This is a genomic window from Sphingobium terrigena (genome assembly GCF_003591655.1).
GTDB classification, from domain to species: Bacteria; Pseudomonadota; Alphaproteobacteria; order Sphingomonadales; family Sphingomonadaceae; genus Sphingobium; species Sphingobium terrigena.
In genome coordinates this window covers 1-25,307 of the sequence record NZ_QVRA01000008.1, presented here as the reverse complement: position 1 = coordinate 25,307, position 25,307 = coordinate 1, and the positions used below count along the sequence as shown (strand labels likewise).

Sequence of the window (25,307 nt, the reverse complement as noted above, 5' to 3'; positions counted from 1 at the left end):
ATCCCAACCTTCGCTCGAAACGAACGGACCAAGGTTAAGTTGTCCGACCCTAAAGAAACAGAAATTCCGCCAGCGCCTCGACCGCTGGTGTCTCCGCCGCGCGCGGTCCCAGCGCCTGGCGTACCTCGATCGCGGGCAATTGCGTGTCGAGCGGCAGCCGCCCGATCCCGTCCATCCGCCCCAGATCGCGCGCCAGTGCGCCAAAGGCAGCGAAGACGCCCTTGCCGGCCCGCAACGCCGTCATCACCGCGAACATATCGTCGCTTTCCAGCACCGGCGGGCCAAGCCGCACCCGCCCGCGCGCCAGCGCATCCTCGACGATATGGCGCATCGGATTATGTCGCTCCAGCGCCAGCATCGGTGTGACGGCCAGATCGTCGCGCGACACGCTGTCCGCCTGCGCCAGCGGATGGGCGGCACCGACATAGAGGCTGAGCGGCTCCGACCAGCCATAGCGGGAGGCGAAACCGGCCGGTTCCTCCAGCGCATAGAAATAGGCGATGTCCGCACGCCCCTCCCGCAGCGCGGCGGCTGCGTCGGTTACCGACTGGACCTGCAAGTCCAGCGTGATCGCAATATCCTCATTCGCCGCCTCGAACGCCGACAGCGCATCCTGAAAATGGCCGAAGATAGGGGCGGGGGCGGCCAGCATGATCGTCTGGCGCGGTGGAGCGGGCGGTGGGAGCGGCGCTTGGGCGGGCGCAGCCGTCTCGTCCCAATCCTCCGGCGCATCCTGCGACAACAAAGTCATCGCCTGCGCCGTCTTGCGCCCGGCAGGGGTCAGGCGGACGGTCCCGCTCATATCTTCGAACAGGCGATAGCCCAGCCGCATTTCCAGCGACCCGATGTCACGCGCAATATCGTCGGCAGAAACGCCCAGCATATCGGCGCAGCGGGCAATGCTGCCCGCCGCCACCATCTGCGCGAAAATATCCAGCTGGCGCAGGGAAGGGCTTTGCATCACCGCCTGATAGAGGAAATGCCGCGCCGGGTTAAGGGCGATCTTGGCGCAATTGCGCATTGCGATATTGACGAAGCCCCCAGGATGATGGCAGGGCGCTTCCCGGCCGGGCGGGTATAGCTCAATGGTAGAGCACTAGCCTTCCAAGCTTGTGATGCGGGTTCGATCCCCGCTACCCGCTCCAGCCCTTTTTGTCGCAGTTCAACCCGGCCCAGGCCCGCAGCTGCCCCGTTCCACCAGCGTGAACAGAAATTCCGGCGCGTCGAGCGGGCCGTTGGCGAGCGCGTCGATGACGGATCGGCCCATATCCTCCAGCGGCTGGCGGACTGTGGTGAGCGGTGGCCAGCTGGTGAGACTCGCAGGGGTGTCGTCGAAGCCGACTACGGACAGATCCTCCGGCACGCGCAGGCCGATGCGGTGGGCATGGGTCAGGACGCCCAGCGCCATGTCGTCATTGGTCGCAAAGATGGCGCTCGGTGGCTGGGGCAGGGCCAGCAGCGTTTCGCCAGCAGTGATGCCCGATGTGAAATCGAATCCGCCCGGCACGAACAGCGCTTCGTCGATCGGAATAGCCGCGGCGGTCAGGCCGTCGCGAAATCCCTCGACCCGGCGCAGTGCCGCGCGGTGCGAGGGCGGGGGGGTGATGATGCCGATCCGGCGGTGGCCGTGCGCGATCAGATGGTCGGCGACCATCCGCCCGGCGGCGCGTTCGGGGGTGTGGATGTTGAAGCTGGCCGCCACCACGGATCCTGCGATCCGCGCACAGGGCAGGCGCAGTTCCGCCAGCCGCGCCAACAGCGCTTCATCGTCCGATAAAGGCGGCACAAGCAGCACGCCGTCGGGCCGCAGCGCCGCGACCAGCCGATCGAGCACATCGAACCGCTCCTCGCCGCCCGGTGAGATCGGCTCCACCACCAAATGATAGCCCAGTTCCCGGCAGCGCGCCGCCGCGCCCGACTGGATGCCGCTGGTATAGCCGGGCGCGGGATTGCTGTAGAGATAGGCGATCATGAAGGACCGCCCCCCGGCCAGTCGCCGCGCCGACTGGTTGGGGCGATAGCCCAGCTGATCGATCGCCGCCTGCACCCGCGCGCGCAGGTCCGGGCTGACATTGGGGGCGTTGTTGACGACGCGCGATACTGTCTTGATCGAAACCTGGGCCAGGGCGGCGACGTCGTGGATGCTGGTCATAAGCGTGTCATGGAAGGGACAGGCCGCGCTTGGCAAGCCATGATCGCCGCCCCTATGATGCGATATGCGGCGCAATGGGGAAGGAACAGCCGGGACATGAGCAATGTCGTCAATCTGCGCCAGGCGCGCAAGGCGAAGGCGCGCGATGACAAGGCGCGCGCGGCGGAGGGCAATCGCGCGAAATTCGGCCGGACGAAGGCGGAGCGGATCGCGGACGACAAGGATCAGGCGCGGAAGGATGCCTTGCTGGACGGCGCCTATCGTGAAGGCCGCGGCTTAGACGACTGATAGTATTATTTTGTAAATCTGACGTTCAGGTGAAGATGAACGGTTGTTCAGGCCAATCATTCTGCCGCTGATCCGCCACCATCCATCCCGAAAGCGAGAGTCGGTCTGCGGTCAATCGAAGATGTCGCGGGTTCATCTTTCGCTATGACTGAACATACACGCTCCATTCGCCCCGCCAGGGCCGCGATCGCCGCTGTTCTGGCCCTCAGTGCAACCCCTTTGCTGGCGCAGGAACTCGCGCCGCCGCCGGTCGCCCCAACGGTCGCCGCACCGCCGGAGGCTGTAGCCGCGCCAGTCGCCGCGACCCCGGCGACGCCCAACTTCGCGACCAGCGCGCCGGTCGTACAGGCCACGCCATCGGTCGAGGAACGTCGCGCCGCAGCGATTGCAGCCGCTGAAGCCGAGGCCGCCGCTAAGCCTGCGCCTGCGCCGCGCCGCGCCGCATCGAGCCCCGTGGAACGGGTCGCTGCGCCAGTCGCGCCGGTCGCCGTCGCCCAAGCCGCTCCTTCTGTAGCACCGCCTGCTGCAACCCCGGCGCCGGTAGCCCCTGTGATCGCGCCGGAACCGGTTGCCGCAACGCCATCCGCGCCGGTAGTGGAACAGCAAGCCGCACGCACCGACAATGCCCTGCTCTTCGCCATGGGCGGCGCCGCGTTGCTGCTCGCAGGCCTGGGTGGTGCCGCGCTGATGCGTCGTCGTCGCCCGGTCGAAACGGTCGAGGAGGAGCAAATGGTTGCGCCGGTCGCCGAGCCGATGCCGGTCGAACCCGCTCCGGCGCCCGTTGCGCCCCGCTCCGTTTACACGCCTGCTGCGCCAGTGACGGACGAGGAGCGCACGATCGCGGCCATGGTCGCCGCGCCGCCCAGCCCGGAAAACCCCTTCCTAACCCACGCCAAGCGGGTGCGCCGGGCCAAGTTCCTGCTGGCCGAGCGTCAGGCGGTCGCCGCGCCGCCAGCGCCCCAGCAGGCTCAGCCGGTCTCCGCGCCCACCCCGGCGATCGACCGCAGCCAGACCGTTTATCGCTTTGACAATGACGGCGCGCGCACCCGTGTTCTGAGACCGCGCACCCACTAATCAATCCTGACGACATTGGGAAAAGGGACCGGAAGCACAGCGCTTCCGGTCCCTTTTCGCCTGTCCGGTTGCACTTTTGCACACTGGCTGATACGCGCCGCGCGCATCATCCGCGCCATCACTGCACAGAAGAGTCGCTAGCCATGTCAGACAAGATCAACCGCATCGTCCTTGCCTTTTCCGGTGGCCTCGACACCAGCGTGATCCTGAAATGGCTGCAACAGACATACCAGTGCGAAGTGGTGACCTTCACCGCCGATCTGGGGCAGGGCGAGGAACTGGAACCAGCACGGGCCAAGGCGCGGTTGATGGGCGTCAAGGAAGAGCATATCTTCATCGACGACCTGCGCGAGGAATTTGTGCGCGATTATGTGTTCCCGATGATGCGCAGCAATGCGCTCTATGAAGGCCTCTATCTGCTCGGCACCTCGATCGCCCGGCCGCTGATCGCCAAGCGCCAGATCGAGATTGCCAAGATGGTGGGCGCTGACGCGGTCAGCCACGGCGCGACCGGCAAAGGCAATGATCAGGTCCGCTTCGAACTGGGCTATTACGCCCTGTCGCCCGACATCAAGGTGATCGCGCCGTGGCGCGAATGGGATCTGACCAGCCGCACCCGCCTGATCGAATTTGCCGAGCAGAATCAGATTCCCATCGCCAAGGACAAGCGCGGCGAAAGCCCCTTTTCGACCGACGCGAACATGCTGCATACCTCGTCCGAAGGCAAAGTGCTGGAAGATCCGTGGGATGAAGTCCCCGACTATGTCTATTCGCGCACGGTGAACCCGGAGGACGCGCCCGACGCGCCCGAATATATCACGATCGATTTCGAGCGTGGCGATGGCGTGGCCATCAATGGCGTCGCCATGTCGCCCGCGACGTTGCTGGAAACGCTCAACGATTATGGCCGCAAGCATGGCATTGGCCGTCTCGACCTCGTTGAAAACCGCTTCGTCGGCATGAAGTCGCGCGGCATGTATGAAACGCCGGGCGGCACCATCTATCACCTGGCCCATCGCGGTATCGAGCAGGTGACGCTGGATCGCGGCGCGGCGCATCTGAAGGACGAACTGGCCCCGCGCTACGCCGAACTCATCTATAACGGCTTCTGGTTCAGCCCAGAGCGCGAGATGTTGCAGGCGGCGATCGACCATAGCCAGGAAAAGGTCACCGGGACCGTCCGGCTCAAGCTCTACAAGGGCGGTGTCTATGTCGTGGGTCGCAAGTCGCCTTACTCGCTCTACAGCGAAAAGGTCGTGACGTTCGAGGATGACGCAGGCGCCTATGACCAGCGCGACGCGGCGGGCTTCATCAAGCTCAACGCGCTGCGCCTGCGCCTGCTGGGTCGGCGGGATCGGTAACGCACCCCGTCACCCCAGCGAACGCTGGGGTCTCCCTTTTCTTTCAGCGTTGCAAGACAGTGAGATGCCAGCCTTCGCTGGCAAGACGGATCGCGCCGTTACAAATTGCGACAGTTTGCCTGTTGCGCTGACATAGTTGCGGGACAAGTCTTGCCCATAAGTGATGTCAAGGACGGCGACGCGCCGTTCATGGCAGTCATTTGGAAGGTACAGGACATGCTCGGTAAATTTTTTGGCACCGTGGCCCTTGGTTCGTTGTTTGTCGGCGGCCTTGCTGCCTCGCATCTCGCTTTTGCCCAGCCGGGCGGTGAGGGGCCGGGTCGTGGCGGTCGCGGCGGCATGATGGCCATGGCGGACACGAACAAGGATGGCGCGATCAGCAAGGCGGAACTGACCGCCGGGCTGGAAGCGCGCTTTGCCAGGATGGACGTCGACAAGGACGGCAAGCTGACCCAGGCCGATCGCGACGCGAAGCGCGCTCAGCGGCTCGACACCCGCTTCGCCGCGCTGGACGCTGACAAGAATGGCCAGGTCAGCAAGGCGGAATTTACCGCGGCGCATGAAGCCCGCGCCGACAAGCGCGCCGAGCGCCGTGCCGAAGCCGGCAAGCCTGGTGGCCCCGAAGGCCGCAAATGGACCGGTCGTGGCCATCATCGCGGTCCCGGCATGGGTGGTATGATGATGGGCGGGCGCGGTGACGCCAACAAGGATGGCACCGTCACCAGGGCCGAGTTCATGGCCGGGCCGATCGCCATGTTCGACAAGGCCGACGCCAACAAGGATGGCAAGGTCACCGCCGAGGAAATGAAGGCAGCCCGTCAGGCGATGCGCGGCGCGTGGAAGGACCGTAAGGCACCCCCACCGCCCGCAGGCTAAATACTCCCTTTCGCGGTCCGGCCCGGCATTCCCCCTGATGTCCCTGAACCGGACCGCGAATAGCCCGGAAGGGCGGAGGTTCCCCCTGCCTTCGCCCTTCCAACCTTTGTTCAGCCATGACAGACAGGCGCAATGAGCGAAAAACCCCATCTCCTGCTCGTCGATGACGAGCGTTCGATCCGCGAGCCGCTGGCGCAATATCTGTCCCGCAACGGCTTTCGCGTCACCGCCGTCGATAGCGCGGCGGAGGCGCGCATTCGCCTGAACGCCAATGCGATCGACCTGGTGATCCTGGACATCATGATGCCGGGCGAGGACGGCCTGTCGCTCTGCCGCTATATCCGCGAAACCAGCGAAATCCCGGTCATCCTGCTCACCGCCCGCACCGAGGAAACCGACCGCATCGTCGGGCTGGAGATGGGCGCGGACGATTATGTCCTCAAACCCTTTTCGCCCCGCGAACTGGTCGCCCGGATCAAGGTGATCTTCCGCCGCGTCGCCACGGGCGGCCAGCGCGTGACCGCGCCCGATGGCGCCAATTACAGCTTTGCCGGATGGCTGCTCAAGACGCAGGAGCGCACGCTGGTGGACAGTGAGGGCGTGTCGCTGCCGCTGTCCACTGCCGAATATAATCTGATGCTGGCCTTTGCGACCCGCCCCAACAGCGTGCTGAGCCGCGACCAGTTGCTCGACATCACCCAGGGGCGCGAAGCCAATGCGTTCGACCGGGCGATCGACAACCAGATCAGCCGCCTGCGCAAGAAGATCGAGCCGGACCCCAAAAACCCGACGCTGATCAAGACCGTCTGGGGCGGCGGCTACACATTATCGGCGGAAGTGCGCAAATTGTGATGGCGTGGAAGCGGTTGCGCCTATGGCCGCAAAGCCTGGTCGGGCAGATCATCCTGCTCGTCGCGCTGGCGCTGTTCGTGGCGCAGGCGATCAATTTCGCGCTGCTCTATCGCGAACGGACCCAGCTGGAACTGACGGGCCAGACGGCCCCTGCCGTCTATCGCGTCATCGATGCGCTCGACAACCGGCCCGATCGTCCGGTCCCGCCACGGATGCGCGCCCGCTTCGTCCAAGGCACACCGACGCTGAAAGGACAGGCGCGCCCCGATATCGAAAAGCGCGCCATGGCGATGTTCGGGGATATTGGCCTCAACATATTGAGCGTCCGCGTGGTGCAGGATGATAGCGTCATGCCCATGCGCCGCTGGGAGCGCATCCGCATCCGCGCCAATGGCGAACGCCCGCACGACCATCGCGTTGCCCGGCTGACGCTGGCGGCGGAATATGAACCGGGCAAATGGGTGGTGACGCAGGCGCGGACCGGCGACCGGCCACAGCGCTTTGGCGGCTGGCTGGTCGGCCAGACGCTCATCCTCTACGTCATCGTCCTGCTGCCCCTGCTCTGGGTCGGAAGTCGCCTCGCGCGACCGTTGAAGCAGCTCACCGGCTCCGCCCAGCAATTTGCCCGCACCGGCTCTGCCGACCCCGTGGACGAACGCGGTCCCGGCGATGTGCGCGACCTCACCATGGCATTCAACGCCATGCGATCGCGCATCATCGCGATGCTTGATGAGAAAGACCGGATGCTCGGCGCGATCGGCCATGACCTGCGCACGCCGCTCGCATCGCTGAGGGTCCGGGCCGAATCGGTCGAGGATGATGGCGAACGGGCGCGTATGTCCGAAACCATCGATGAAATGAACCGGATGCTGGAGGATATCCTCTCGCTCGCCCGCGCCGGACGCAGCACCGAAGCCGCGCAGAAGGTCGATCTCGCTTCTCTGGCCGACGCGGTGGTGGAGGATTTCATCGAACTGGGATCGCCGGTCGACATGACCGACAGTGACCGCGCCGTCGCCTTCGTCCGCCCCCAGCAGATCCGCCGCGCGCTGCGCAACATCATCGAAAACGCCATCGTCTATGGCGATCGCGCCCATGTGTCGGTCAATCGCGAAGGCGGCATGATCCGCATCATTGTGGCCGATGAAGGGCCGGGCATTGCCGAGGACCGGATGGACGAAATGCTCGAACCCTTCACCCGGCTGGAAGGCTCGCGCAACCGGGAGACTGGCGGGGCCGGGCTGGGGCTGGCGCTGGTGCGTGCGATCATGGCGGAGCATCAGGGGACGTTGCGGCTGGCCAACCGACCGGGCGGCGGACTGGAAGCGAGTCTGGTGCTGCCGGGCTGAGTCGACGGGGTAATTCATGCCGACTGCGGCAAACCCTCAAACCCCCAGCTGCTCCGCCACTCGCGCCGCGCGTTTCTCTTCCAGCCGTTTGGACCGTTCCTCCAGATACACCTTGATCATCGCGACGATCGGGTCGGCCAGAAACAGCCCCATGATGCCGAACAGTGCGCCGAACAATATCTGCGCCGCCAGCACCAGCGCTGGGGCGAGATCGGTGGCCTTTTTCGCCACCATCGGCACGATCAGATAGCCATCTACAATCTGCACCGCCAGATAGACGCCAAAGGCATAGAGGCCGGTGTCGGTGCCGCCCGAAAAGCCGACCAGAATGATCAGCACGCCCGAAAGGATCGACCCGATATTGGGCAGGAAGGCGAACAGGCCGGTCAACAGGCCCAGCAGCCCTGCCATCGGCACCCCGCCCGTCCAGAGCAGCAGCCAGGTGCCGACCCCTTCGACGGCCATGCCGATCAGCCGCCCGGCCATCAGCCGCCGCAGCGTCCAGCCCATCTTGTCGGCGATGGCGTAGAAATGGCTGCGCTTTTCCATCGGCAGCATCCAGGCGACGCCGCGTTCATAGAGTTTGGGATCGACCGCGATGAAGATCGCCAGCACCAGCATCATCACCCCGCTGGTGATCGCGCCGACCGCGGTGCCGACCGCTGCAGTCACCCGCCCCATCGAACTCATTGCCTGGCTGGCGAGGCTTTTCAGATCCTCCGGCGTGGTGGACACGCCCATCTGCTGCATCCAGCCGCCCACGCGCGCGACCTGTGTTTCCACGATGGTCCGCATCGCCTGCGCCTGCTCCATCAGGCTCGATCCGGTAAGGTAGAAGGTCCACACCATGAAGGCGACGGCGCTGAGCAGCACGATCGTCAGTCGCCAGCCCCGCGCGATCGGCAGCACGCGCTTCAACAGCCGCGCCCCGCCATCCATCATCGTCGCCAGCACCAGCGCGCCCAGCACCAGCAGGATCGGCTGCGCCAATAACGCGATCAGCCCGATGACGATGGCCAGCGCGAACCAAACGCCTGCGCGCTGCAACTCCTGGGCCACCAGCGGGCTGCGCACTTCGCTGGGACCGGGTTCCTCGACATGATCTTGCGTGTCGCTCAAACCCGATACCCCTTATATCCGTTTATTCCGGGGCAGTAACGCTCGCTGGCCGCAGGCTGTTCCCGGCGCGGTCGCTGCGCAGCGACCGGACCCAGCTGAGCGGATTCCATGTCGTATCACCATCCAGGCTGAAGGTGATGAACTCGGCCCGCCCGCCAATCGCTTCCCACGGCACCGGCCCGCCAAGCCCATTTTCCTCCAGCGGCGCGCGGCTGTCGGCGCTATTGTCGCGATTGTCGCCCATCAGGAACACATGGTTGGCAGGCACCCTGACCGGTCCATACCAGTCGAGCGCGCTCGGCCCCATGTCGATCGTCAGGTACGTCTTGCCATTGGGCAGGATTTCCTGCCGCACCGGCAATTCGCAATAGTCCTTGCCGTCCACGCCACTGACCCGCGCACCGGGGAACTGCATCGGCGAACAGGGCGCATTGGCATCCACGGGCAGGCGCAGCGGCTTCAATGGCTTCTGCTTCACCGCTACGCCGTTCAGCACCACCTGACCGCCGCGCACCTCGATAATGTCACCGGGCAGACCGATCACCCGCTTGATATAATCCTCGCGCCGGTTCTGCGGCGACACGATGACGATATCGCCCCGTTCCGGCAGCCGCCCGAACAGCCGTCCTTTCAGGAAAGGCAGGGGATGGAAGCTGGGCGAGACATAGGACCAGCCGTAGGGGAATTTGCTGACCACCAGCCGGTCACCGGTCAGCAGCACCGGCATCATCGATTCGGACGGGATGTAAAAGGGCTTGGCGACGAAACTGTGAAAGGCCAGCACCGCCAGGATCAGCAGCGACAGGCTTTTGACCTCCTGCCACCAATTGACCCACGGCGCGGGCGTTTTCGTTTCGAGGGCAGGCGTCTCGTCGCTCAGGTCGGCTGCGGTCATAGGAGTCTGCTCGCTGGGGTCGGGGGGCAGGGCGCTCACAGCGGCACCGCCTCTATGATGACGAAGGCCTGCGCCCATGGATGATCGTCGGTGAGCGTCAGATGAATGACCGGCTTGTGGCCCGCAGGCACCATGGTTTCCAGCCGCGCCAGCGCACCGCCGGTCAGGGCCAACGTCGGCGCGCCCGACGGCGCGTTGACCACGCCAATATCCTTCATAAACACGCCGCGCTTGAACCCGGTCCCGACCGCCTTGGAAAAAGCCTCCTTGGCGGCAAACCGCTTGGCCAGCGTCCCCGCCTTGGTAAAGGGGCGGCGATTGGCCCTGGCCTGCTCGACATCGGTGAACACACGGCTCTCAAACCGCGCGCCGAAGCGATCGAGCGAATTCTGGATACGCTCGATATTGCAGAGGTCGGAGCCGAGGCCGATGATCACCTTGAAAGCCCCTCCCCTTCAGGTTCAAACGAGTCACGTGCCTCGTTTGAAGGGTTGGGGTGGGGGCGTGCCGCAGACGCGGTGCCAAGACGATGGCCCCCACCCCCGTCCCCTCCCCTGAAGGGGAGGGGTGAAGAATCGCCGCGATCGATATCTTGGCTCACCGCGCCAGATCCATCTGCCGCCGCATCTCTCTGATACTGCCTTCAAGCCCGCCGAAGATCGCCTCACCGATCAGGAAATGGCCGATATTGAGTTCGGCGACCTGCGGGATGGCGGCGATCGGCGCGACATTGTCGAAGGTCAGGCCGTGGCCGGCATGAGGCTCGATCCCGTTTTTCGCCGCCAGTGCAGCGGCATCGGCCAGCTTGCGCAGTTCCGCCGCGCGCGCCTCGCCATGCAGATGGGCATAGGCACCGGTATGAAATTCCACCACCGGCGCGCCCAGCCGAATCGCCGCGTCGATCTGGCGCGCGTCCGCCTCGATGAAGAGGCTGACGCGAATCCCGGCGTCACCCAATGCCTGCACAATGGGCCTCAGCGTCTCAAACTGTCCCGCCGCGTCCAGCCCGCCCTCGGTCGTGCGCTCCTCGCGCTTTTCCGGCACGATGCAGGCGGCGTGGGGCTTGTAGCGCAGCGCGATGTCCAGCATCTCCGCCGTTGCTGCCATTTCCAGATTGAGCGGGACGTTCAGCGCCGCCATCAGCGTGGCGACATCCTCGTCGCGAATATGCCGCCGGTCCTCGCGCAGATGCGCGGTGATTCCGTCCGCCCCCGCCTTCACCGCCAGCAACGCCGCCTTGACCGGATCGGGATGATCCCCGCCCCGCGCGTTGCGGATGGTCGCCACATGGTCGATATTGACGCCAAGGCGCAGGGGCGTGGTCATGGCTCTATATCTTCCGGCTGCCCGGCTTGATCGCCGGGATCGCCGCCAGCTCAGGCGGCACCGCATCGGCTTCATAGACCGGGAAATTGATCGACACGAGCGGATAGAAGGGGACGCCCAGCTCCACCTCGCCCGCCGACCGGTCGACCAGCGCGGCTTCGGCGATGACGATGCCGCCTTCTGCCGTCACTGCCTCGATCGCCTGGCGCGATGACAGGCCGGTGGTCACGACATCCTCGACCATCAGCACTTTCTGTCCCGGCGATATGGCAAAGCCCCGGCGCAGCTCGAACGTCCCTTCGGGCCGTTCCAGAAACACGGCGTCCTTGCCCAGCGCGCGGCCGACTTCATGCCCGACGATCAGCCCGCCCATGGCTGGCGAAACCACCAGGTCAATCTCCTGCCGCAATTCGCGCGGCAGTTTCTGCACCATCGCGCGGGCGAGTGTCCCGGCGCGCTCGGCATTCATCAGCACGCGGGCGCATTGCAGATAATTGGCGCTGCGGCGACCCGACGACAATATGAAATGTCCTTCCAGCAATGCACCTGCTGCCCGGAATTCCGCCAAAACCTCTTCGTCGCTCATGCCGTTCATCTATCCTGTCGCGGGCCATGCGGGCGCTCTGCCCCCCATCATATCCCTGTAAACATGACGCACGCGACGCGCCATGATCGCGCCCCTGTGCGCGCTGCTGCGAAATAGGCGGCCAAAGGGGACGTTGCAACAGCGAAGAAAATCTGGTCATGGAAGCTTGAGGCATGAAAAAACCATGCCTATAAGCCGCGGCAGAACCGACCGGGCGGGGGCGATGCGCAGACGCGCGTCTTCGTTGCAGCGGCGCCAAGGGGTTACGGGGTAAGAATACGCTATGAACAAGGTGAAATCGCTCGTTCTCGCCGGATTGCTGGCCTTCGCGCCATCGATCGCGATGAACGGTCAGGCGCTGGCGCAGGACAATGTCGCCGTCGCCGCGCCAGCTGCGGACAATGCCGCCGCTCCGGCTGATTCGGCTGCCAACGCCGCCGCACCGGCCGCCGAGGCTGCGCCCGTGGCCAAGGTCGCCGCGCCGCCGCGCATGAAGCCGACCGAAGGCATTGGTATGCCAAAGCCGGGCGAAGTCACGCTGCAGGAGCAGTTCACGTCCACCGGCCACACCGCCCGCTGGCTGCATGACAAGATGCTGCTGCCGCTGATCTTCGCGATCTCCATCCTCGTCCTTGCCCTGATGCTCTATGCCATGTGGCGTTTCCGGGCGAGCGCGAACCCGATCCCGTCCAAGACGTCGCACAACACCTTCATCGAAGTGGTGTGGACGGTGCTGCCGGTGCTGATCCTTCTGGTCGTCGCGGTGCCATCGATCGGCCTGCTGGCCGACCAGTATAAGCCCGCGCCCAAGGATGCGCTGACCGTCAAGGTCACCGGCTATCAATGGTATTGGGGTTATGAATATCCCGATGCGGGCATCCCCGAATTCGTGTCGAACATGCTGACCGAGGAACAGGCCAAGGCCAGCGGCGAACCGCATCAGCTGGCCGCCGACAACCGTCTGGTCCTGCCCGCCGGTCGCCCGATCAAGCTGATCATCACCGCCGCCGACGTCATTCACAGCTTCGCGGTGCCTTCGCTCTGGGTCAAGATGGACGCCGTTCCCGGCCGCCTGAATGAAAAGAGCTTCACCATCCTTGAGCCGGGCGTCTATTACGGCCAGTGTTCGGAACTGTGCGGCGCGCGCCACGGCTTCATGCCGATCGCGATCGAGGCACTGCCGCCTGCGCAGTTCGACCAGTGGGTACTCTCGCAGGGCGGCAAGCCCGCTGGCGCGGCCCCTGCCGTTGCCGCCGCCGCGCCCGCCGCTGACGCCAAGCTTTGATGTAAGGGCAGAACCGCCATGACCACCATTACCGCAGATCATCATGGCGACCACGCCCATGATCATCACGATGCCGATCACAAGCCAGCCTTTTTCCAGCGCTGGTTCATGTCCACCAATCATAAGGACATCGGCACCCTCTACCTGATCTTCGCGATTTTCGCGGGCGTCGTGGGCGGGGCGATTTCCGGCCTGATGCGCGTCGAACTGGCGCAGCCGGGCATCCAGTATCTCCAGGGCTGGGCCAATATCCAGCATTCGCTGCTGGGCGCTGAGCCTGCCAGCCTCGACCAGGCCTATCACCTGTGGAATGCGCTGATCACCGCGCACGGCCTGATCATGGTGTTCTTCATGGTGATGCCCGCCATCATCGGCGGCTTTGGCAACTGGTTCGTGCCGATCATGATCGGCGCGCCGGACATGGCCTTCCCGCGCATGAACAATATCAGCTTCTGGCTACTCATCCCCGCCTTCGCGCTGCTGCTCGGCTCGGCCTTCGTGCCCGGCGGCACCGGCTATGGCGCCGGCACTGGCTGGACCGTCTATGCCCCGCTCTCGACCAGCGGTTCGGCTGGCCCGGCGGTCGATATGGCGATCCTGTCGCTGCACATTGCGGGCGCTGGCTCGATCCTGGGTGCGGTCAACTTCATCACCACCATCCTCAACATGCGCGCGCCGGGCATGACCCTGCACAAGATGCCGCTGTTCGTCTGGTCGGTGCTGGTTACCGCCTTCCTGCTGCTGCTGGCGCTGCCGGTTCTGGCCGCGGCGATCACCATGCTGCTGACCGACCGCAACTTCGGCACCACCTTCTATGACGCAGCCGGTGGCGGCGATCCTGAACTCTACCAGCATCTCTTCTGGTTCTTCGGTCACCCCGAAGTCTATATCATGATCCTGCCCGGCTTCGGTATCGTCAGCCAGATCATCTCGACCTTCTCGAAAAAGCCCGTGTTCGGCTATCTCGGCATGGCTTACGCCATGGTCGCGATCGGCATCGTCGGCTTCGTCGTCTGGGCGCACCATATGTTCACCACCGGCATGTCGGTGAATGTGAAGATGTATTTCACCGCCGCCACCATGGTCATCGCGGTGCCGACCGGCATCAAGATCTTCTCGTGGATCGCGACCATCTGGGGCGGTTCGATCAGCTACAAGACTCCGATGGTCTGGGCGCTGGGCTTCATCTTCCTGTTCACCGTGGGCGGCGTCACCGGCGTCGTGCTGGCCAATGGCGGCGTCGATGACGTGCTGCACGACACCTATTATGTCGTCGCGCACTTCCACTACGTCCTCTCGCTGGGTGCGGTGTTCTCGCTGTTCGCGGGCTTCTATTACTGGTTCCCGAAAATGTCGGGGCGCATGTATAATGAATTCCTCGGCCAGCTGCATTTCTGGGTGTTTTTCGTCGGCGTGAACCTGCTGTTCTTCCCGATGCACTTTCTGGGCCTGTCGGGTATGCCGCGTCGTTACCCCGACTATCCCGCCGCCTTTGAAAAGTGGAACCAGGTTGCGACCCATGGCTATGAAATCATGGCTGTCGGCATGGTGATCTTCTTCATCAACGTGTTCTGGTCGCTGGCGGCTGGCAAGAAGGCCGCTGGCAATCCCTGGGGCGAAGGCGCGACCACGCTGGAATGGACCCTGTCCAGCCCGCCGCCCTTCCACCAGTTTGAAACCCTGCCCGTGATCGACGATGCCGCGCATCACTGATTATCGGACATACTGACATGATCGAGGGGGCGGGTGCCAAGCCCGCCCCCTCATGCTATATGCCCCCGACTGGTGGGGCAGGAACCGATATGACGACCGCTATGCTGACCACCGCTCCGATCACGGCCCACTGGCGCGACTTCCTCGCGCTGACCAAGCCGCGCGTCATGACTTTGGTGGTGTTTACCGGCTTGTGCGGTCTGCTGGCGGCCCCCGGCCATATCCACCCGGTGCTGGCCTTCACTGCCATCCTGTGCATTGCGCTGGGCGCAGGCGCGGCGGCCACGCTCAACCAATGGTATGAGGCGGATATCGACGCCAAGATGAAGCGCACCGCCAACCGTCCGCTGCCCGCCGGACGTATGGACCGCACATCGGCGCTGCACTTTGGCGTTGGCCTCTCCTTCTTCTCTGTCATCCTGATGGGCATGGCGACCAACTGGCTGGCGGCGGTCGTGCTTGCCGTCTCGATCCTGTTCTACGTGTTCGTCTATACCATCTGGCTCAAGCCCCGCACGGCGCAGAATATCGTCATCGGCGGCGCGGCCGGTGCCTTTCCACCGGTCATCGGCTGGGCGGCAGTGACCGGGGACGTAACCGCACTGCCGGTTGCATTGTTCATGCTGATTTTCTTCTGGACGCCACCCCATTTCTGGGCGCTCGCCCTGTTCGTCAAAACCGATTATGCCGCCGCGGGCATCCCGATGTTGCCGGTCGTTTCGGGCGAAGTGGCGACCCGTCGCCAGATCTGGTTCTACACGGCGATCATGGCGGTTGCGGCGATGGCCCCGGTGCTGTTGCGCCTCACCGGCCTGCTCTATGGCACCGTGGCGTTGCTTGGCACATTGCTGTTCGCCGTCTTTGCCTTCCAGGTCTATCGCCGTCGCGAAAGCGATCCGGCGCGGATGGGACCGGAGCGGCGTCTGTTCAAATATTCGATCCTCTATCTTTTCCTCCTCTTTGGAGCAGTGGTCGTCGACCGCTGGCTACTCGCATGACCCCGGACGAAGAAAAGCTGATCCGCGCCCGGCAAAAGTCGCGCGCACTGGTGACGGGCCTCATTCTGGCGGCGCTGGTGATTCTGTTCTATGCCATCACCCTGGCGAAGATCGGCGGGAGCAGCGCGATCTGATGGCGACGCTGCCGCCTTCTCCGTTCGACCGCGACCGGCGCAACCGCCGCACGATGATCGCCATGGCGGGCGTCGGCCTGTCGATGCTGGCGCTCGGCTTTGCCTCGGTCCCGCTCTATCGTATCTTCTGCGAACAGACCGGCTTTGGCGGCACCACCATGCGCGCCGACGCCAATGTGCAGGTGCGCGAAGCGGCGGGCCACACCATGTCGATCCGTTTCGATTCCAATGTCCAGCCGGGAATGCCCTGGCAATTCTACCCCGAACATCGCACTGATACGGTGACCGTGGGCAGCAAGGACATGGCAATCTTCATCGCGAAGAACATGTCGGACAAGCCGGTCACCGGCACCGCCAGCTTCAACGTCACCCCCAGCCAGGCGGGTGCCTATTTCACCAAGATTCAATGCTTCTGCTTCACCCAGCAGACCTTGCAACCGGGACAGGAGGTGCGGATGCCCGTCCTCTATTTCGTCGATCCCAGGATCCTGAAAGACCCGGATAACAAGGATACGCAGCAAATTACCTTGAGCTATACCTTCTACCCTGTTGAGCAGGACAAGAAGCCAAGCTAAGGCACGAGTTAAGAACACGGACAAGCGAACAGGGAAGAGCAGTCATGGCAGGCGCCAAGAATCACGATTATCATATTCTCCCGCCCAGCATCTGGCCCTTGTTTGGCGCCATGTCGGCGCTGGTCATGGCCTTTGGCGGGATCATGTGGATGCACCCCGACGCGCTGCCCGCTGGCGGCGGCTGGGTGTTCCTGCTCGGCCTGGCCGGCGTATTGTTCACCTTCTACAGCTGGTGGGCCAATGTCGTGGCCGAAGCCCATGCCGGCGATCACACCCCGGTGGTCCAGCTGCACCTGCGCTACGGCATGATCCTATTCATCGCATCGGAAGTGATGTTCTTCGTTGGCTGGTTCTGGGCCTTTTTCGACTTCTCGCTGTTCCCCAGCGCGCTGCCCCCGATCGACGGCCTGTTCCCGTCGAAGGGCGTGGAAGTCATGAACGCCTTTGAGCTGCCCCTGCTCAACACGCTGATCCTGCTCTGCTCCGGCACCACCGTCACCTGGGCGCACCATGCGCTGATCCATGGCGACCGGGACGGCCTGATCAAGGGTCTGTGGTGCACCATCATCCTGGGCGCGATCTTCTCCTGCGTGCAGGCCTATGAATATGCCCATGCCCCGTTCGATTTCGGCGGCAACCCCTATAGCTCGGCCTTCTACATGGCGACCGGCTTCCACGGTTTCCACGTTCTGGTCGGCACGATCTTCCTGATCGTCAATCTGGTCCGTGCCTATAAGGGCCACTTCACCCCGCGCCAGCATTTCGGCTTTGAAGCCGCTGCCTGGTACTGGCATTTCGTCGACGTGGTGTGGCTGTTCCTCTTCGTCGCCATCTATGTCTGGGGTGGCTGGGGCGCGCCGATCCACGGCGGCTGATCGCCCGGCGATCGCTGACACTATGAATAACGGCCGGGCTTGTCCCCGGCCGTTTTCTTTTGGGCCGCCGCCCGCTATGCCAGCCCCATGATAACCCCCGTTGAACCCGTCCGCCCTGCCGCACCGCTTCTGGTCGATGCCGCGCGTGGTGCCTGCCCCAAATGCGGCGCGGCGACCCTGTTCGACGGCCCGGTCCGATTCGCACCCAGCTGTCGCGCCTGCGGTCTCGACTATGTCCAGTTCAATGTCGGCGACGGCCCCGCTGCCTTCCTGACGCTGATTGTGGGTACGTTGATGGTGGTGCTGGCGCTGGCGCTGGAGCTCAATCTCCACCCGCCGCTCTGGGTGCACATCCTGCTCTGGACCCCGCTCACCACGATCGCCGTGGTCGCCAGCCTGCGGGTTGCCAAGGGAGCGCTGCTGACGCTGGAATATCGCAACCGCGCGCGCGAAGGCCGCATCGTTGCCAAAGGCCCCGACGCATGAGCAAGCCGCGCATCCCCGTCATCCCGACCATCATCGTCGTGGCCGCCGTGCTGGTCATGATCGGCCTTGGCATCTGGCAGTTCCAGCGCCGCGCAGAAAAGGCGCAGGCGCTGCAACTCGCCGCCAGCAACCCGGCCCGCCCCCCGGTCGCCTTCCCCCAATTGCCGCCGGTGTCGCCCGAAATACTCTTCCGTCCCTCGTCGGTTCAATGCCTGCGCGTTGTCGGCTGGCAGGTCGAGGCAGGGCGCGCCGCCGATGGTTCGACCGGCTATCGCCACATCGCCCAATGCGCCACCGGGGCGGAGGGGCCAGGCGCGCTTATCGCCCTCGGCGTCACGGAACGCCCAGACGCCAAGATCGCCTGGACCGGCGGGCAGGTCGCAGGCTGGATCAGCGAGGAACCCGACCATCGCGCGCTGCTGACCCGCATCGGCGGCAAGGCGATGCCGCTCCGCCCGATGCTGATCGCGCGGACGGCACCTGCGGGCCTCAAACCCTCAGCCCCGCCCAGCGCCGCCGACGTCCCCAACAATCATCTCGCCTATGCGGTGCAGTGGTTCTTCTTCGCGATTGTTGCCGCGATCATCTATATTCTCGCCTTGCGCCGCCGCAACGCGCCCAAATCGCCCTAAAAGCTTGCCCACAAGCGCGCGCATCGCTACCGCGCTTCCCCATCATGCAATATGTCAGCACCAGGGGTAGCGCACCGGCGCTCGGTTTTGAGGATGTCACGCTGGCGGGCCTCGCGTCCGATGGCGGGCTATATGTGCCGGAAAGCTGGCCGTCCTTCTCGCCCGACGACATTCGCGCCCTGTCCGGCCTCTCCTATGTCGAAACCGCCGTCCGGGTCATGGCCCCGTTCGTCGCCGGATCGCTCGATGAGGCTGAACTGCGCGAATTGTGCCAGGCCGCCTATGGCCGTTTCAGCCATCAGGCGGTCGTGCCTTTGGTCCAGCTTGACCATCGCAACTGGCTGCTCGAACTTTTCCATGGGCCTACGCTGGCGTTCAAGGATGTCGCGCTTCAATTGCTCGGCCAGTTGTTCGAGCGCTTCCTGTCGCGGCGCGACGATCACCTGACTATCGTTGGCGCGACGTCGGGCGACACCGGCTCTGCGGCGATCGACGCGGTGGCGGGGCGTGAGAAGATCGACATTTTCATGCTCCATCCCGAAGGCCGCGTGTCCGACGTGCAGCGGCGGCAGATGACCACGGTGCGCGCGCCCAACGTCCATAATATCGCGATCGAGGGCAGCTTCGATGATGCGCAGGCGATGGTGAAACGGATGTTCAACGACGCCGATTTCAAGCGTCGCTTCAACCTGTCCGCCGTCAACTCGATCAACTGGGCGCGGTTGATGGCGCAGGTCGTCTATTATTTCTACGCCGCCGTGCGCCTGGGCGCGCCCGAACGTCCGGTCGCTTTTTCCGTACCCACCGGCAATTTCGGCGATGTGTTCGCTGGCTATGTCGCGGCGAAAATGGGCCTGCCGGTCGCGAAACTGATCGTCGCCACCAACGTCAACGACATCCTCCACCGCGCGCTGTCGCAGGGCGATTATAGCCAGGGTCAGGTCGTGCCGACTGCGACCCCCAGCATGGACATCCAGGTCAGCTCCAATTTCGAACGGCTGCTGTTCGACGCGGGCGGGCGTGATGGGCTGGCGCTGGCCGCGCAGATGGGCGGCTTTGAAGCGACCCGCGCGATGCGCCTGACCAATGCGCAGCGCGAGGGCGCGGCAGGGCTGTTCACCTCCGCCCGGATCGATGCCGACGGCATGACAATGGCGATGCGCTGGGCCTATGATGCGGCGGGCCAGATCATCGACCCGCACAGCGCCATCGGCCTGGCCGCGGCGCAGGCGACCGATCTCGACCCGTCGATCCCGGTCGTCACGCTGGCCACCGCCCACGCCGCCAAGTTCCGCGACGCGGTCGAGCGCGCCACTGGCACCCGCCCGCCGCTCCCCGCGCGTGTGGGCGACCTGTTCGCGCGCGAGGAAAGCTATGTGAAGCTGCCCGGCACGTTCGAGGCAGTGACCGCCTATGTCGCCGAACGCGCGACGCCGCGCGCTTAAATATTTCCCGTTCGCCCTGAGCCTGTCGAAGGGCTCGGCCGAACGTAGTGAGGCCTTCGCTGTCGCTCAGGCGGGGGCTTCGACTTCGCTCAGCCCGAACGGAGAGTTGCTATGATCCTTCAAACCCTCATCGGCGAACCCTGGGCCGATTATGGCCTGATCGATTCGGGCCATGGTCGCAAGCTGGAGCGCTATGGCCGCTTCCGCTTCATCCGCCCCGAACCGCAGGCGATGTGGGCGCCCGCGACCGAAAGCTGGAAAGCGGACGGCGAATTCGTCCCCGGCTCGGATGAGGAGGGCGGGGGCCGCTGGTTCTATGAAAAGCCGGTGCCTGCCGAGGGCTGGCCGCTCACATGGAAGGACGTGACCTTCCAGTCGAGCTGCACCCCCTTCCGTCATCTGGGCTTCTTCCCGGACATGGCCCCGGTGTGGGACTGGATGCGCGAACGCACCGCCGACAAAGCCGACGCCGAAGTCATGAACCTGTTTGGCTATACCGGGGTCGGCACGCTCGCCATGTCGGCCAGCGGTGCGCGCATGGTCCATGTCGATGCCTCGAAAAAGTCGGTCGCGCAGGCCCGTGCGAACGCTGACCTGTCGGGCATGGCGGACCGGCCCGTGCGCTGGATCGTCGAGGATGCGGCGAAATTCGTCGCTCGCGAAGTCCGGCGCAACCGCCGCTATGACGGCATATTGCTCGATCCGCCCAAATATGGCCGCGGTCCCGACGGCGAAGTCTGGCGGCTGGAGGAAGATCTCCCCGCGCTCATCGCCAATTGCCGCCAGTTGCTCGACGCCGACAGCCGTTTTCTGTTCCTGACCGTCTACGCCGTGCGCATGTCGGCCCTCGCTATCGGAGAACTGCTGCGACAGGCCTTTGCCGACCTGCCCGGCGAGGTTGAAGTGGGCGAACTGGCGGTGCGGGAAGAAGCGCGCGGGCTGTTGCTCCCCACCGCCATCTGGGCGCGCTGGAAGCGGTAAGCCTACTTCCCCACCCGTATCTCAAACAGCTTCGGCCAATATTTGCCCGTGATAAAGACCCGGTCCTTCGCCGCGTCATAGGCAATGCCGTTCGCCACCGCCTCGCTATCGCGCACCCCGGCGGCCTTCATCAGCCGCGCAACATCGATCCAGTCGATCACTGCGCCGGTCGCGGGATCGATCCGTGCGATCTTCGTCTCATACCAGATATTGGCCCAGATTTCGCCGCGCACCCATTCCAGTTCGTTGAGCCGCTCGACCGCGCGCCCGTTCCACGTCACGGTGATGCGGCGTTGCTCGGCGAGGCTTTCAGGATCAAGGAAGCGCAACTGCGCGCTGCCATCGCTCTGGATGATATGTCGCCCGTCCTGCGTCAGCCCCCAGCCTTCGCCCGCATAGCGAAAATCCCCGACCGGCGCGAAATCGGCCAGCTTCCAGACGAAACCCTGCCCATGGCGCCAGGTCAGACTGATCAGCCGGTCACCCCAATTGACGATCCCCTCGCCAAAATAGCGCGGCTCCAGCACGCGCCGCTGGATCACCTTGCCATCCTTCAGCCGCACCTTGCGAATGTCCGACTGCCCCTCCAGTCCGGTGCTTTCATACAGCGCGCCGTCATGGAAAAAGAGCCCCTCGGTAAAGGCGGCGGGATCATGCGGGTAGGTTTTGAGCAGCGTCCAAGGGGTGTCGGCGAATGCCGGGGTGGCGAAGGCCAGCGCGCCCAATAGCGTGAGCAGCAGCCGCTTCATTCCGCCGCGGCCTGCGCCGCAACCGCCGCCGCCAGCCAGTCGGGCAGGGTAGCGGGATCGAGCGTTTCCACCCGCCGCAGCTCGATCGACAATCCCATGTCCGGCAATGCCGCCCGCTGCCTTTTCTCGTCGGCTTGGCGGAGCGGCACCGCGACCAGCCGCCGGTTCACCTTGGCGCGATAATGCATCCGCGCGGTATTTTCCTGCCCGACATAGCAGCCCTTGTCATAATCGACCCCGTTCAATTCCCCGGCATTGGTTTCCAGCCACAGCGTCTGGTCCTGCCCCAACTCGCCTGCCCCCTCGAATACGCCAAGCGCCAGCCGATGCGCGCGAAACGTCGCTGCCGCGTCGCCATCCCCCGGCGCAGCAATCCAGCGATGCCCCAGAGCGGGCAGGCGCGGATCGTGCGGCCTGTCCGCCGCCTCCAGCGCCCAATGCACCGCCAGCGACTCATCGCGCGCAATCACGACCTTCCGCCGCAACCGATACAGCGTCAGCCGCTTCGCCAGCGCATCGGCTTGCGCCGCCTCACAGTCGATCAGCACGTCGTCGCCATCGGCCCAAAGGATCATGTCGAACAGCGCTTTCCCCTGTGCGGTCAGCAGCGCGGTCCAGCGCGGCGCACCGGGTGCCAGCGTCAAAACATCGCGCGTCAGCAGGCCTTGCAGAAAGGGCCGCGCCTCCTCGCCTGAAATTCTGAGGATCGCGCGGTCGGTGAGGGTGGTGCCGGTCATCGGCTTTAGGTAGGACAGATGCACCCAATTACCAACCCGTTCGGGCTGAGCGAAGTCGAAGCCCTTGCCTGAACATCGTGAAGGCCTCACTGCGTTCGGCATGGCCCTTCGACTTCGCTCAGGGCGAACGGTTTTTCACGGAGCGCACCATGTCCGAAACTTTCGACCTGATCCTGAAGAACGGCACCATCCACACGCCGGGCGGCGCGGAGCAGGCCGATGTCGGCGTGCGCGGCGGCAGGATCGTTGCGATCGGCACGGGCCTTGGCGACGCAGGCGAAACCATCGACTGCACCGGCCTCGACGTGCTGCCCGGCTGCATCGACAGCCAGGTCCATTTTCGCGAGCCGGGGCTGGAGCATAAGGAAGATCTCGAATCGGGCAGCCGCGCCGCGGTGCTGGGCGGCATCACCGCCGTGTTTGAAATGCCCAACACCAATCCCAACACCGACACGGCCGAGCGGGTGCATGACAAGCTCAAGCGCGCCCACCACCGCATGTGGTGCGACCATGCCTTCTATGTCGGCGCGACGGCGGACAACGCGGAGCATCTGCGCGATCTGGAACGCATCCCCGGCACCGCAGGGGTCAAGATTTTCATGGGCGCGTCGACCGGCAGCCTGCTGGTCGATGATGACAATGCGCTCGCCCGCGTGCTGGCCAGCGGCACCCGCCGCGTCGCCATCCATGCCGAGGATGAGACGCGGATGAACGCGCGCAAGGGCCATGCGCTGGCCGGCGACCCGTCGTCGCACCCGGTCTGGCGTGACGATGAAAGCGCGATGATCGCCACCAAACGCATCATCGGCCTGGCCCGCGCCGCGCGCCGCCGCATCCACATATTGCACATCACCACGCCCGCCGAACTCGCCTATATCGGCCAGAACAAGGATATCGCGACCTGCGAGGTGACGCCCCAGCATCTGACGCTGGCGGGGGAGGAGGCCTATCCGCGCCTTGGCACCTATGCGCAGATGAACCCACCGATCCGGTCGGGCGCGCACCGCGACGGGCTGTGGCACTGGCTCAATCAGGGCGTACCTGACGTGCTGGGCAGCGATCACGCCCCCCACACGATCGAGGAAAAGGCCAAGCCCTATCCCACCAGCCCCAGCGGGATGCCCGGCGTCCAGACGCTGGTGCCGCTGCTGCTCAACCATGTGGCGGAGGGGCGGCTGACGCTGCGCCGCTTCATCGAACTGACCTCGTCCGGCCCGCAGCGCGTATTCGGGTTGGTCGGCAAGGGGCGGATCGCGCTTGGCTATGACGCCGACTTCACCGTGGTGGACCTAAAAAAACGCTGGACCGTGGGCAGCGACTGGCTTGCCTCCCGCTGCAACTGGTCCCCGTTCGAGGGGATGGAACTGACCGGCAAGGCGATCGGCACCATCATCCGCGGCCATCGCGTGATGTGGGAAGATGCGCTGGCCAATGACGCTGTCGGCGAAGCGGTGCGCTTCGAGGCGACCGAGTTCGCGTAAAACACCAAAGCCCGTTCGTTTCGAGCGTGTCGAGAAACGCAAACACTGCACCAACGTTTCTCGACACGCTCGAAACGAACGGAGTTTGACTAAACCGTCGCCACCCGGTTCCGCCGGGCCATGCGCACGCCATCGGTCGCAAACAGGATCAGGGCGATCCAAATGAGGCCAAAGCTCAGCATCTGGCCCTGGCTCAATGTCTCACCGAGCAGCACGACGCCGCAGAAAAATTGCAGCATCGGGGCCAGATATTGCAATATGCCCAGCGTCGCCATGGGCAGCCGTTGCGCCGCCATGGCGAACAGCACCAGCGGCACAGTTGTCACCGCGCCGGAAATCACCAGCAGCGCCGTCGTCCCGGCATCCTGCCCGAAACTCACCCCGCCATGGCCCGCTTCCCAGATCAGGTAAGCAATGGCTGGCGGCGTCAGCAGCAGCGTTTCGACTCCCAGGCCCGTCATCGGCGCGACGGGTGTGATTTTGCGCAACAGGCCATAGAAAGCAAAGCTGATCGCCAGCGTCAGGCTGATCCACAACGTCGTCAGCGCCGCCGCCGCCAATATGGCAACACCTACCGCCGCCACGCCGATCGCCAGCATTTGCGGCCGCCGCAGCTTTTCCTTCAACACCAGCACGCCCAGCGCGACATTGACCAGCGGGTTGAGGAAATAGCCAAGGCTCGTAGCGATGACATGCCCTTCATTGACCGCCCAGACATAGGTCAGCCAGTTGATCGCGATCATCAGCGCCGAAGCGGCCAGCGGCACGATCAACCGCCGTTCGCGCAACGCCGTCATCAGCGGGGCCAAGCCCCGTCGCGCCGCCAGCAGCGTGACGATCAGCAGCAGCGACCACAAGACCCGCTGGGTGACGATCTCGATCGGATCGACATGATGGACCAGCCGAAAGAAGAGCGGGAGCAGCCCCCAGGCGGTATAGGCGACAATCGCAGCGATCAGGCCATTGCGCGCATGATTATGCGTCGGGCTCAGAAAATCCCCCCGCCCAGGAACAGCCGCAACGCCCCGAACGCCGCGACGATCAGGCAGAAATTGCGCCCGCCATTGCGCGAAGAGATCATGCCGATCACCGCGCCGAACAGCGCCATGGGCACCAGCAGCCAGTTCAGTGCGCCCAGCAACGGAATGAAGGCTGGGATCATCAGGACCAGGGTGACAAGGCCGATAAAGCCGGATAATATATTTAGCATCCAGCCTAAGGCTTGTGGGGATTTAGGATTCCCATTTGGAGTGAGATGTGATTCACACTCCGGATGGAACGTTTTGTATTGACCGACGCCCAGTGGGCAAAGATGGAACCGCACTGTCTGGGCAAGCC

The 25,307-nt window shown here is 64.5% G+C and carries 28 protein-coding genes and 1 tRNA gene; 18 read left to right on the top strand and 11 right to left on the bottom strand.

The genetic code is table 11. From position 1 onward, the window contains the following. Positions 1-49: 49 nt before the first annotated feature. On the bottom strand, positions 50-961 hold the full coding sequence (locus D0Z70_RS10590; RefSeq protein ID WP_119746425.1) for a LysR family transcriptional regulator: 912 nt from the start codon (positions 959-961) through the stop codon (positions 50-52). Between the two features lie 110 nt (positions 962-1,071). Here D0Z70_RS10590 and D0Z70_RS10585 point away from each other — a divergent pair. Further along, positions 1,072-1,145, top strand: a tRNA-Gly gene (locus D0Z70_RS10585). Positions 1,146-1,162: 17 nt separating this feature from the next. On the opposite strand, the gene D0Z70_RS10580 is transcribed toward D0Z70_RS10585, so the two are convergent. Further along, positions 1,163-2,152 carry a LacI family DNA-binding transcriptional regulator gene (locus D0Z70_RS10580; protein WP_119746423.1) on the bottom strand — a complete coding sequence of 330 codons (990 nt, stop codon included), beginning with the start codon at positions 2,150-2,152 and terminating at the stop codon, positions 1,163-1,165. A 96-nt stretch (positions 2,153-2,248) separates the two neighbouring features. Between D0Z70_RS10580 and D0Z70_RS10575 the strand changes: the two genes are divergently transcribed. From D0Z70_RS10575 to D0Z70_RS10550, 6 genes are all read left to right on the top strand, one after another. Next, a complete protein-coding gene (locus D0Z70_RS10575; RefSeq protein WP_119746131.1) occupies positions 2,249-2,440 on the top strand; it encodes a DUF4169 family protein in 192 nt (63 codons plus the stop codon). A gap of 144 nt (positions 2,441-2,584) precedes the next feature. After that, positions 2,585-3,514 (top strand): hypothetical protein, encoded by a 930-nt coding sequence (locus D0Z70_RS10570; protein ID WP_239018873.1) that lies wholly within the window; start codon positions 2,585-2,587, stop codon positions 3,512-3,514. A gap of 143 nt (positions 3,515-3,657) precedes the next feature. Further along, complete coding sequence (locus tag D0Z70_RS10565; protein ID WP_119746127.1) at positions 3,658-4,875, top strand: argininosuccinate synthase; 1,218 nt, start codon at positions 3,658-3,660, stop codon at positions 4,873-4,875. A gap of 216 nt (positions 4,876-5,091) precedes the next feature. Beyond that, positions 5,092-5,751, top strand: a complete 660-nt coding sequence (locus D0Z70_RS10560; RefSeq protein ID WP_119746421.1) for an EF-hand domain-containing protein — start codon at positions 5,092-5,094, stop codon at positions 5,749-5,751. Between the two features lie 132 nt (positions 5,752-5,883). Beyond that, positions 5,884-6,603: a response regulator gene (locus D0Z70_RS10555; RefSeq protein ID WP_119746124.1), complete on the top strand. Its 720-nt coding sequence runs from the start codon at positions 5,884-5,886 to the stop codon at positions 6,601-6,603. After that, positions 6,603-7,952: a sensor histidine kinase gene (locus D0Z70_RS10550; RefSeq protein ID WP_182913936.1), complete on the top strand. Its 1,350-nt coding sequence runs from the start codon at positions 6,603-6,605 to the stop codon at positions 7,950-7,952. Before D0Z70_RS10555 ends, D0Z70_RS10550 begins: the two co-directional genes overlap by 1 nt. Positions 7,953-7,988: 36 nt before the next feature. Here the strand turns inward: D0Z70_RS10550 and D0Z70_RS10545 are convergent, their stop codons facing one another. The 5 genes from D0Z70_RS10545 to pyrE form a co-directional block, all read right to left on the bottom strand. Continuing rightward, positions 7,989-9,071: an AI-2E family transporter gene (locus D0Z70_RS10545; protein ID WP_119746120.1), complete on the bottom strand. Its 1,083-nt coding sequence runs from the start codon at positions 9,069-9,071 to the stop codon at positions 7,989-7,991. A 22-nt stretch (positions 9,072-9,093) separates the two neighbouring features. Then, the gene (lepB, locus tag D0Z70_RS10540; RefSeq protein ID WP_182913926.1) at positions 9,094-9,966 is read right to left on the bottom strand and encodes a signal peptidase I; all 873 of its coding nucleotides are present in this window, start codon (positions 9,964-9,966) and stop codon (positions 9,094-9,096) included. A 35-nt stretch (positions 9,967-10,001) separates the two neighbouring features. Then, a complete protein-coding gene (acpS, locus tag D0Z70_RS10535) occupies positions 10,002-10,403 on the bottom strand; it encodes a holo-ACP synthase (RefSeq protein ID WP_119746116.1) in 402 nt (133 codons plus the stop codon). Positions 10,404-10,563: 160 nt separating this feature from the next. Next, on the bottom strand, positions 10,564-11,292 hold the full coding sequence (locus tag D0Z70_RS10530; protein WP_119746114.1) for a pyridoxine 5'-phosphate synthase: 729 nt from the start codon (positions 11,290-11,292) through the stop codon (positions 10,564-10,566). A 4-nt stretch (positions 11,293-11,296) separates the two neighbouring features. Then, positions 11,297-11,878: an orotate phosphoribosyltransferase gene (gene pyrE, locus D0Z70_RS10525; protein WP_119746419.1), complete on the bottom strand. Its 582-nt coding sequence runs from the start codon at positions 11,876-11,878 to the stop codon at positions 11,297-11,299. A 283-nt stretch (positions 11,879-12,161) separates the two neighbouring features. On the opposite strand from pyrE, the gene coxB reads away from it, so the two are divergent. The 10 genes from coxB to D0Z70_RS10480 all read left to right on the top strand — a co-directional run bounded on the left by coxB (position 12,162) and on the right by D0Z70_RS10480 (position 21,002). Then, positions 12,162-13,163: a cytochrome c oxidase subunit II gene (gene coxB, locus D0Z70_RS10520; protein WP_119746112.1), complete on the top strand. Its 1,002-nt coding sequence runs from the start codon at positions 12,162-12,164 to the stop codon at positions 13,161-13,163. 18 nt (positions 13,164-13,181) lie between these two features. Then, positions 13,182-14,876 (top strand): cytochrome c oxidase subunit I, encoded by a 1,695-nt coding sequence (ctaD, locus tag D0Z70_RS10515; protein ID WP_119746110.1) that lies wholly within the window; start codon positions 13,182-13,184, stop codon positions 14,874-14,876. Positions 14,877-14,965: 89 nt separating this feature from the next. After that, positions 14,966-15,874, top strand: a complete 909-nt coding sequence (locus D0Z70_RS10510) for a heme o synthase (protein ID WP_119746108.1) — start codon at positions 14,966-14,968, stop codon at positions 15,872-15,874. Continuing rightward, positions 15,871-16,008 (top strand): hypothetical protein, encoded by a 138-nt coding sequence (locus D0Z70_RS24905; RefSeq protein WP_182913925.1) that lies wholly within the window; start codon positions 15,871-15,873, stop codon positions 16,006-16,008. Before D0Z70_RS10510 ends, D0Z70_RS24905 begins: the two co-directional genes overlap by 4 nt. After that, positions 16,008-16,583, top strand: coding sequence for a cytochrome c oxidase assembly protein (locus tag D0Z70_RS10505; protein ID WP_119746106.1), 576 nt, complete (start codon positions 16,008-16,010; stop codon positions 16,581-16,583). The genes D0Z70_RS24905 and D0Z70_RS10505 overlap by 1 nt, the downstream gene beginning before the upstream one ends. Before the next feature lie 44 nt (positions 16,584-16,627). Next, the gene (locus tag D0Z70_RS10500) at positions 16,628-17,458 is read left to right on the top strand and encodes a cytochrome c oxidase subunit 3 (RefSeq protein WP_119746104.1); all 831 of its coding nucleotides are present in this window, start codon (positions 16,628-16,630) and stop codon (positions 17,456-17,458) included. A gap of 87 nt (positions 17,459-17,545) precedes the next feature. After that, positions 17,546-17,944: a DUF983 domain-containing protein gene (locus D0Z70_RS10495; RefSeq protein ID WP_182913924.1), complete on the top strand. Its 399-nt coding sequence runs from the start codon at positions 17,546-17,548 to the stop codon at positions 17,942-17,944. Then, positions 17,941-18,576, top strand: a complete 636-nt coding sequence (locus tag D0Z70_RS10490) for an SURF1 family protein (protein ID WP_119746100.1) — start codon at positions 17,941-17,943, stop codon at positions 18,574-18,576. The genes D0Z70_RS10495 and D0Z70_RS10490 overlap by 4 nt, the downstream gene beginning before the upstream one ends. Positions 18,577-18,620: 44 nt before the next feature. Next, entirely contained in the window at positions 18,621-20,021 is a 1,401-nt protein-coding gene (thrC, locus tag D0Z70_RS10485) for a threonine synthase (protein WP_119746098.1), read from the top strand. Between the two features lie 111 nt (positions 20,022-20,132). Beyond that, positions 20,133-21,002 (top strand): class I SAM-dependent methyltransferase, encoded by an 870-nt coding sequence (locus D0Z70_RS10480; RefSeq protein WP_119746096.1) that lies wholly within the window; start codon positions 20,133-20,135, stop codon positions 21,000-21,002. Between the two features lie 2 nt (positions 21,003-21,004). Here the strand turns inward: D0Z70_RS10480 and D0Z70_RS10475 are convergent, their stop codons facing one another. After that, complete coding sequence (locus tag D0Z70_RS10475; RefSeq protein ID WP_119746094.1) at positions 21,005-21,751, bottom strand: glutaminyl-peptide cyclotransferase; 747 nt, start codon at positions 21,749-21,751, stop codon at positions 21,005-21,007. After that, on the bottom strand, positions 21,748-22,488 hold the full coding sequence (gene ygfZ / locus D0Z70_RS10470; protein WP_119746092.1) for a CAF17-like 4Fe-4S cluster assembly/insertion protein YgfZ: 741 nt from the start codon (positions 22,486-22,488) through the stop codon (positions 21,748-21,750). The genes D0Z70_RS10475 and ygfZ overlap by 4 nt, the downstream gene beginning before the upstream one ends. A 149-nt stretch (positions 22,489-22,637) precedes the next feature. Here ygfZ and D0Z70_RS10465 point away from each other — a divergent pair, with 149 nt between their 5' ends. Next, positions 22,638-23,969 (top strand): dihydroorotase, encoded by a 1,332-nt coding sequence (locus D0Z70_RS10465; protein ID WP_119746417.1) that lies wholly within the window; start codon positions 22,638-22,640, stop codon positions 23,967-23,969. Between the two features lie 89 nt (positions 23,970-24,058). On the opposite strand, the gene rarD is transcribed toward D0Z70_RS10465, so the two are convergent. Together rarD and D0Z70_RS10455 are read right to left on the bottom strand one after the other, a co-directional pair. Further along, complete coding sequence (rarD, locus tag D0Z70_RS10460) at positions 24,059-24,925, bottom strand: EamA family transporter RarD (RefSeq protein WP_275402212.1); 867 nt, start codon at positions 24,923-24,925, stop codon at positions 24,059-24,061. A gap of 32 nt (positions 24,926-24,957) precedes the next feature. Beyond that, positions 24,958-25,179 (bottom strand): hypothetical protein, encoded by a 222-nt coding sequence (locus tag D0Z70_RS10455; RefSeq protein ID WP_119746088.1) that lies wholly within the window; start codon positions 25,177-25,179, stop codon positions 24,958-24,960. Positions 25,180-25,307: the final 128 nt, after the last annotated feature.

What these genes read in the sequence shown, in the direction of transcription:
- pyrE (WP_119746419.1), bottom strand. Translation starts at nt 11,878, where the DNA reads ATGAGCGACGAAGAGGTTTTGGCGGAATTCCGGGCAGCAGGTGCATTG.
- D0Z70_RS10455 (WP_119746088.1), bottom strand. Translation starts at nt 25,179, where the DNA reads ATGCTAAATATATTATCCGGCTTTATCGGCCTTGTCACCCTGGTCCTG.
- coxB (WP_119746112.1), top strand. Translation starts at nt 12,162, where the DNA reads ATGAACAAGGTGAAATCGCTCGTTCTCGCCGGATTGCTGGCCTTCGCG.
- ctaD (WP_119746110.1), top strand. Translation starts at nt 13,182, where the DNA reads ATGACCACCATTACCGCAGATCATCATGGCGACCACGCCCATGATCAT.
- thrC (WP_119746098.1), top strand. Translation starts at nt 18,621, where the DNA reads ATGCAATATGTCAGCACCAGGGGTAGCGCACCGGCGCTCGGTTTTGAG.
- D0Z70_RS10590 (WP_119746425.1), bottom strand. Translation starts at nt 961, where the DNA reads ATGCAAAGCCCTTCCCTGCGCCAGCTGGATATTTTCGCGCAGATGGTG.
- D0Z70_RS10530 (WP_119746114.1), bottom strand. Translation starts at nt 11,292, where the DNA reads ATGACCACGCCCCTGCGCCTTGGCGTCAATATCGACCATGTGGCGACC.
- D0Z70_RS10580 (WP_119746423.1), bottom strand. Translation starts at nt 2,152, where the DNA reads ATGACCAGCATCCACGACGTCGCCGCCCTGGCCCAGGTTTCGATCAAG.
- D0Z70_RS10505 (WP_119746106.1), top strand. Translation starts at nt 16,008, where the DNA reads ATGGCGACGCTGCCGCCTTCTCCGTTCGACCGCGACCGGCGCAACCGC.
- D0Z70_RS10550 (WP_182913936.1), top strand. Translation starts at nt 6,603, where the DNA reads ATGGCGTGGAAGCGGTTGCGCCTATGGCCGCAAAGCCTGGTCGGGCAG.
- D0Z70_RS10480 (WP_119746096.1), top strand. Translation starts at nt 20,133, where the DNA reads ATGATCCTTCAAACCCTCATCGGCGAACCCTGGGCCGATTATGGCCTG.
- D0Z70_RS10475 (WP_119746094.1), bottom strand. Translation starts at nt 21,751, where the DNA reads ATGAAGCGGCTGCTGCTCACGCTATTGGGCGCGCTGGCCTTCGCCACC.
- D0Z70_RS10555 (WP_119746124.1), top strand. Translation starts at nt 5,884, where the DNA reads ATGAGCGAAAAACCCCATCTCCTGCTCGTCGATGACGAGCGTTCGATC.
- D0Z70_RS10560 (WP_119746421.1), top strand. Translation starts at nt 5,092, where the DNA reads ATGCTCGGTAAATTTTTTGGCACCGTGGCCCTTGGTTCGTTGTTTGTC.
- D0Z70_RS10510 (WP_119746108.1), top strand. Translation starts at nt 14,966, where the DNA reads ATGACGACCGCTATGCTGACCACCGCTCCGATCACGGCCCACTGGCGC.
- lepB (WP_182913926.1), bottom strand. Translation starts at nt 9,966, where the DNA reads ATGACCGCAGCCGACCTGAGCGACGAGACGCCTGCCCTCGAAACGAAA.
- ygfZ (WP_119746092.1), bottom strand. Translation starts at nt 22,488, where the DNA reads ATGACCGGCACCACCCTCACCGACCGCGCGATCCTCAGAATTTCAGGC.
- D0Z70_RS10465 (WP_119746417.1), top strand. Translation starts at nt 22,638, where the DNA reads ATGTCCGAAACTTTCGACCTGATCCTGAAGAACGGCACCATCCACACG.
- D0Z70_RS10570 (WP_239018873.1), top strand. Translation starts at nt 2,585, where the DNA reads ATGACTGAACATACACGCTCCATTCGCCCCGCCAGGGCCGCGATCGCC.
- D0Z70_RS10500 (WP_119746104.1), top strand. Translation starts at nt 16,628, where the DNA reads ATGGCAGGCGCCAAGAATCACGATTATCATATTCTCCCGCCCAGCATC.
- D0Z70_RS10575 (WP_119746131.1), top strand. Translation starts at nt 2,249, where the DNA reads ATGAGCAATGTCGTCAATCTGCGCCAGGCGCGCAAGGCGAAGGCGCGC.
- D0Z70_RS10490 (WP_119746100.1), top strand. Translation starts at nt 17,941, where the DNA reads ATGAGCAAGCCGCGCATCCCCGTCATCCCGACCATCATCGTCGTGGCC.
- D0Z70_RS10565 (WP_119746127.1), top strand. Translation starts at nt 3,658, where the DNA reads ATGTCAGACAAGATCAACCGCATCGTCCTTGCCTTTTCCGGTGGCCTC.
- D0Z70_RS10495 (WP_182913924.1), top strand. Translation starts at nt 17,546, where the DNA reads ATGATAACCCCCGTTGAACCCGTCCGCCCTGCCGCACCGCTTCTGGTC.
- D0Z70_RS24905 (WP_182913925.1), top strand. Translation starts at nt 15,871, where the DNA reads ATGACCCCGGACGAAGAAAAGCTGATCCGCGCCCGGCAAAAGTCGCGC.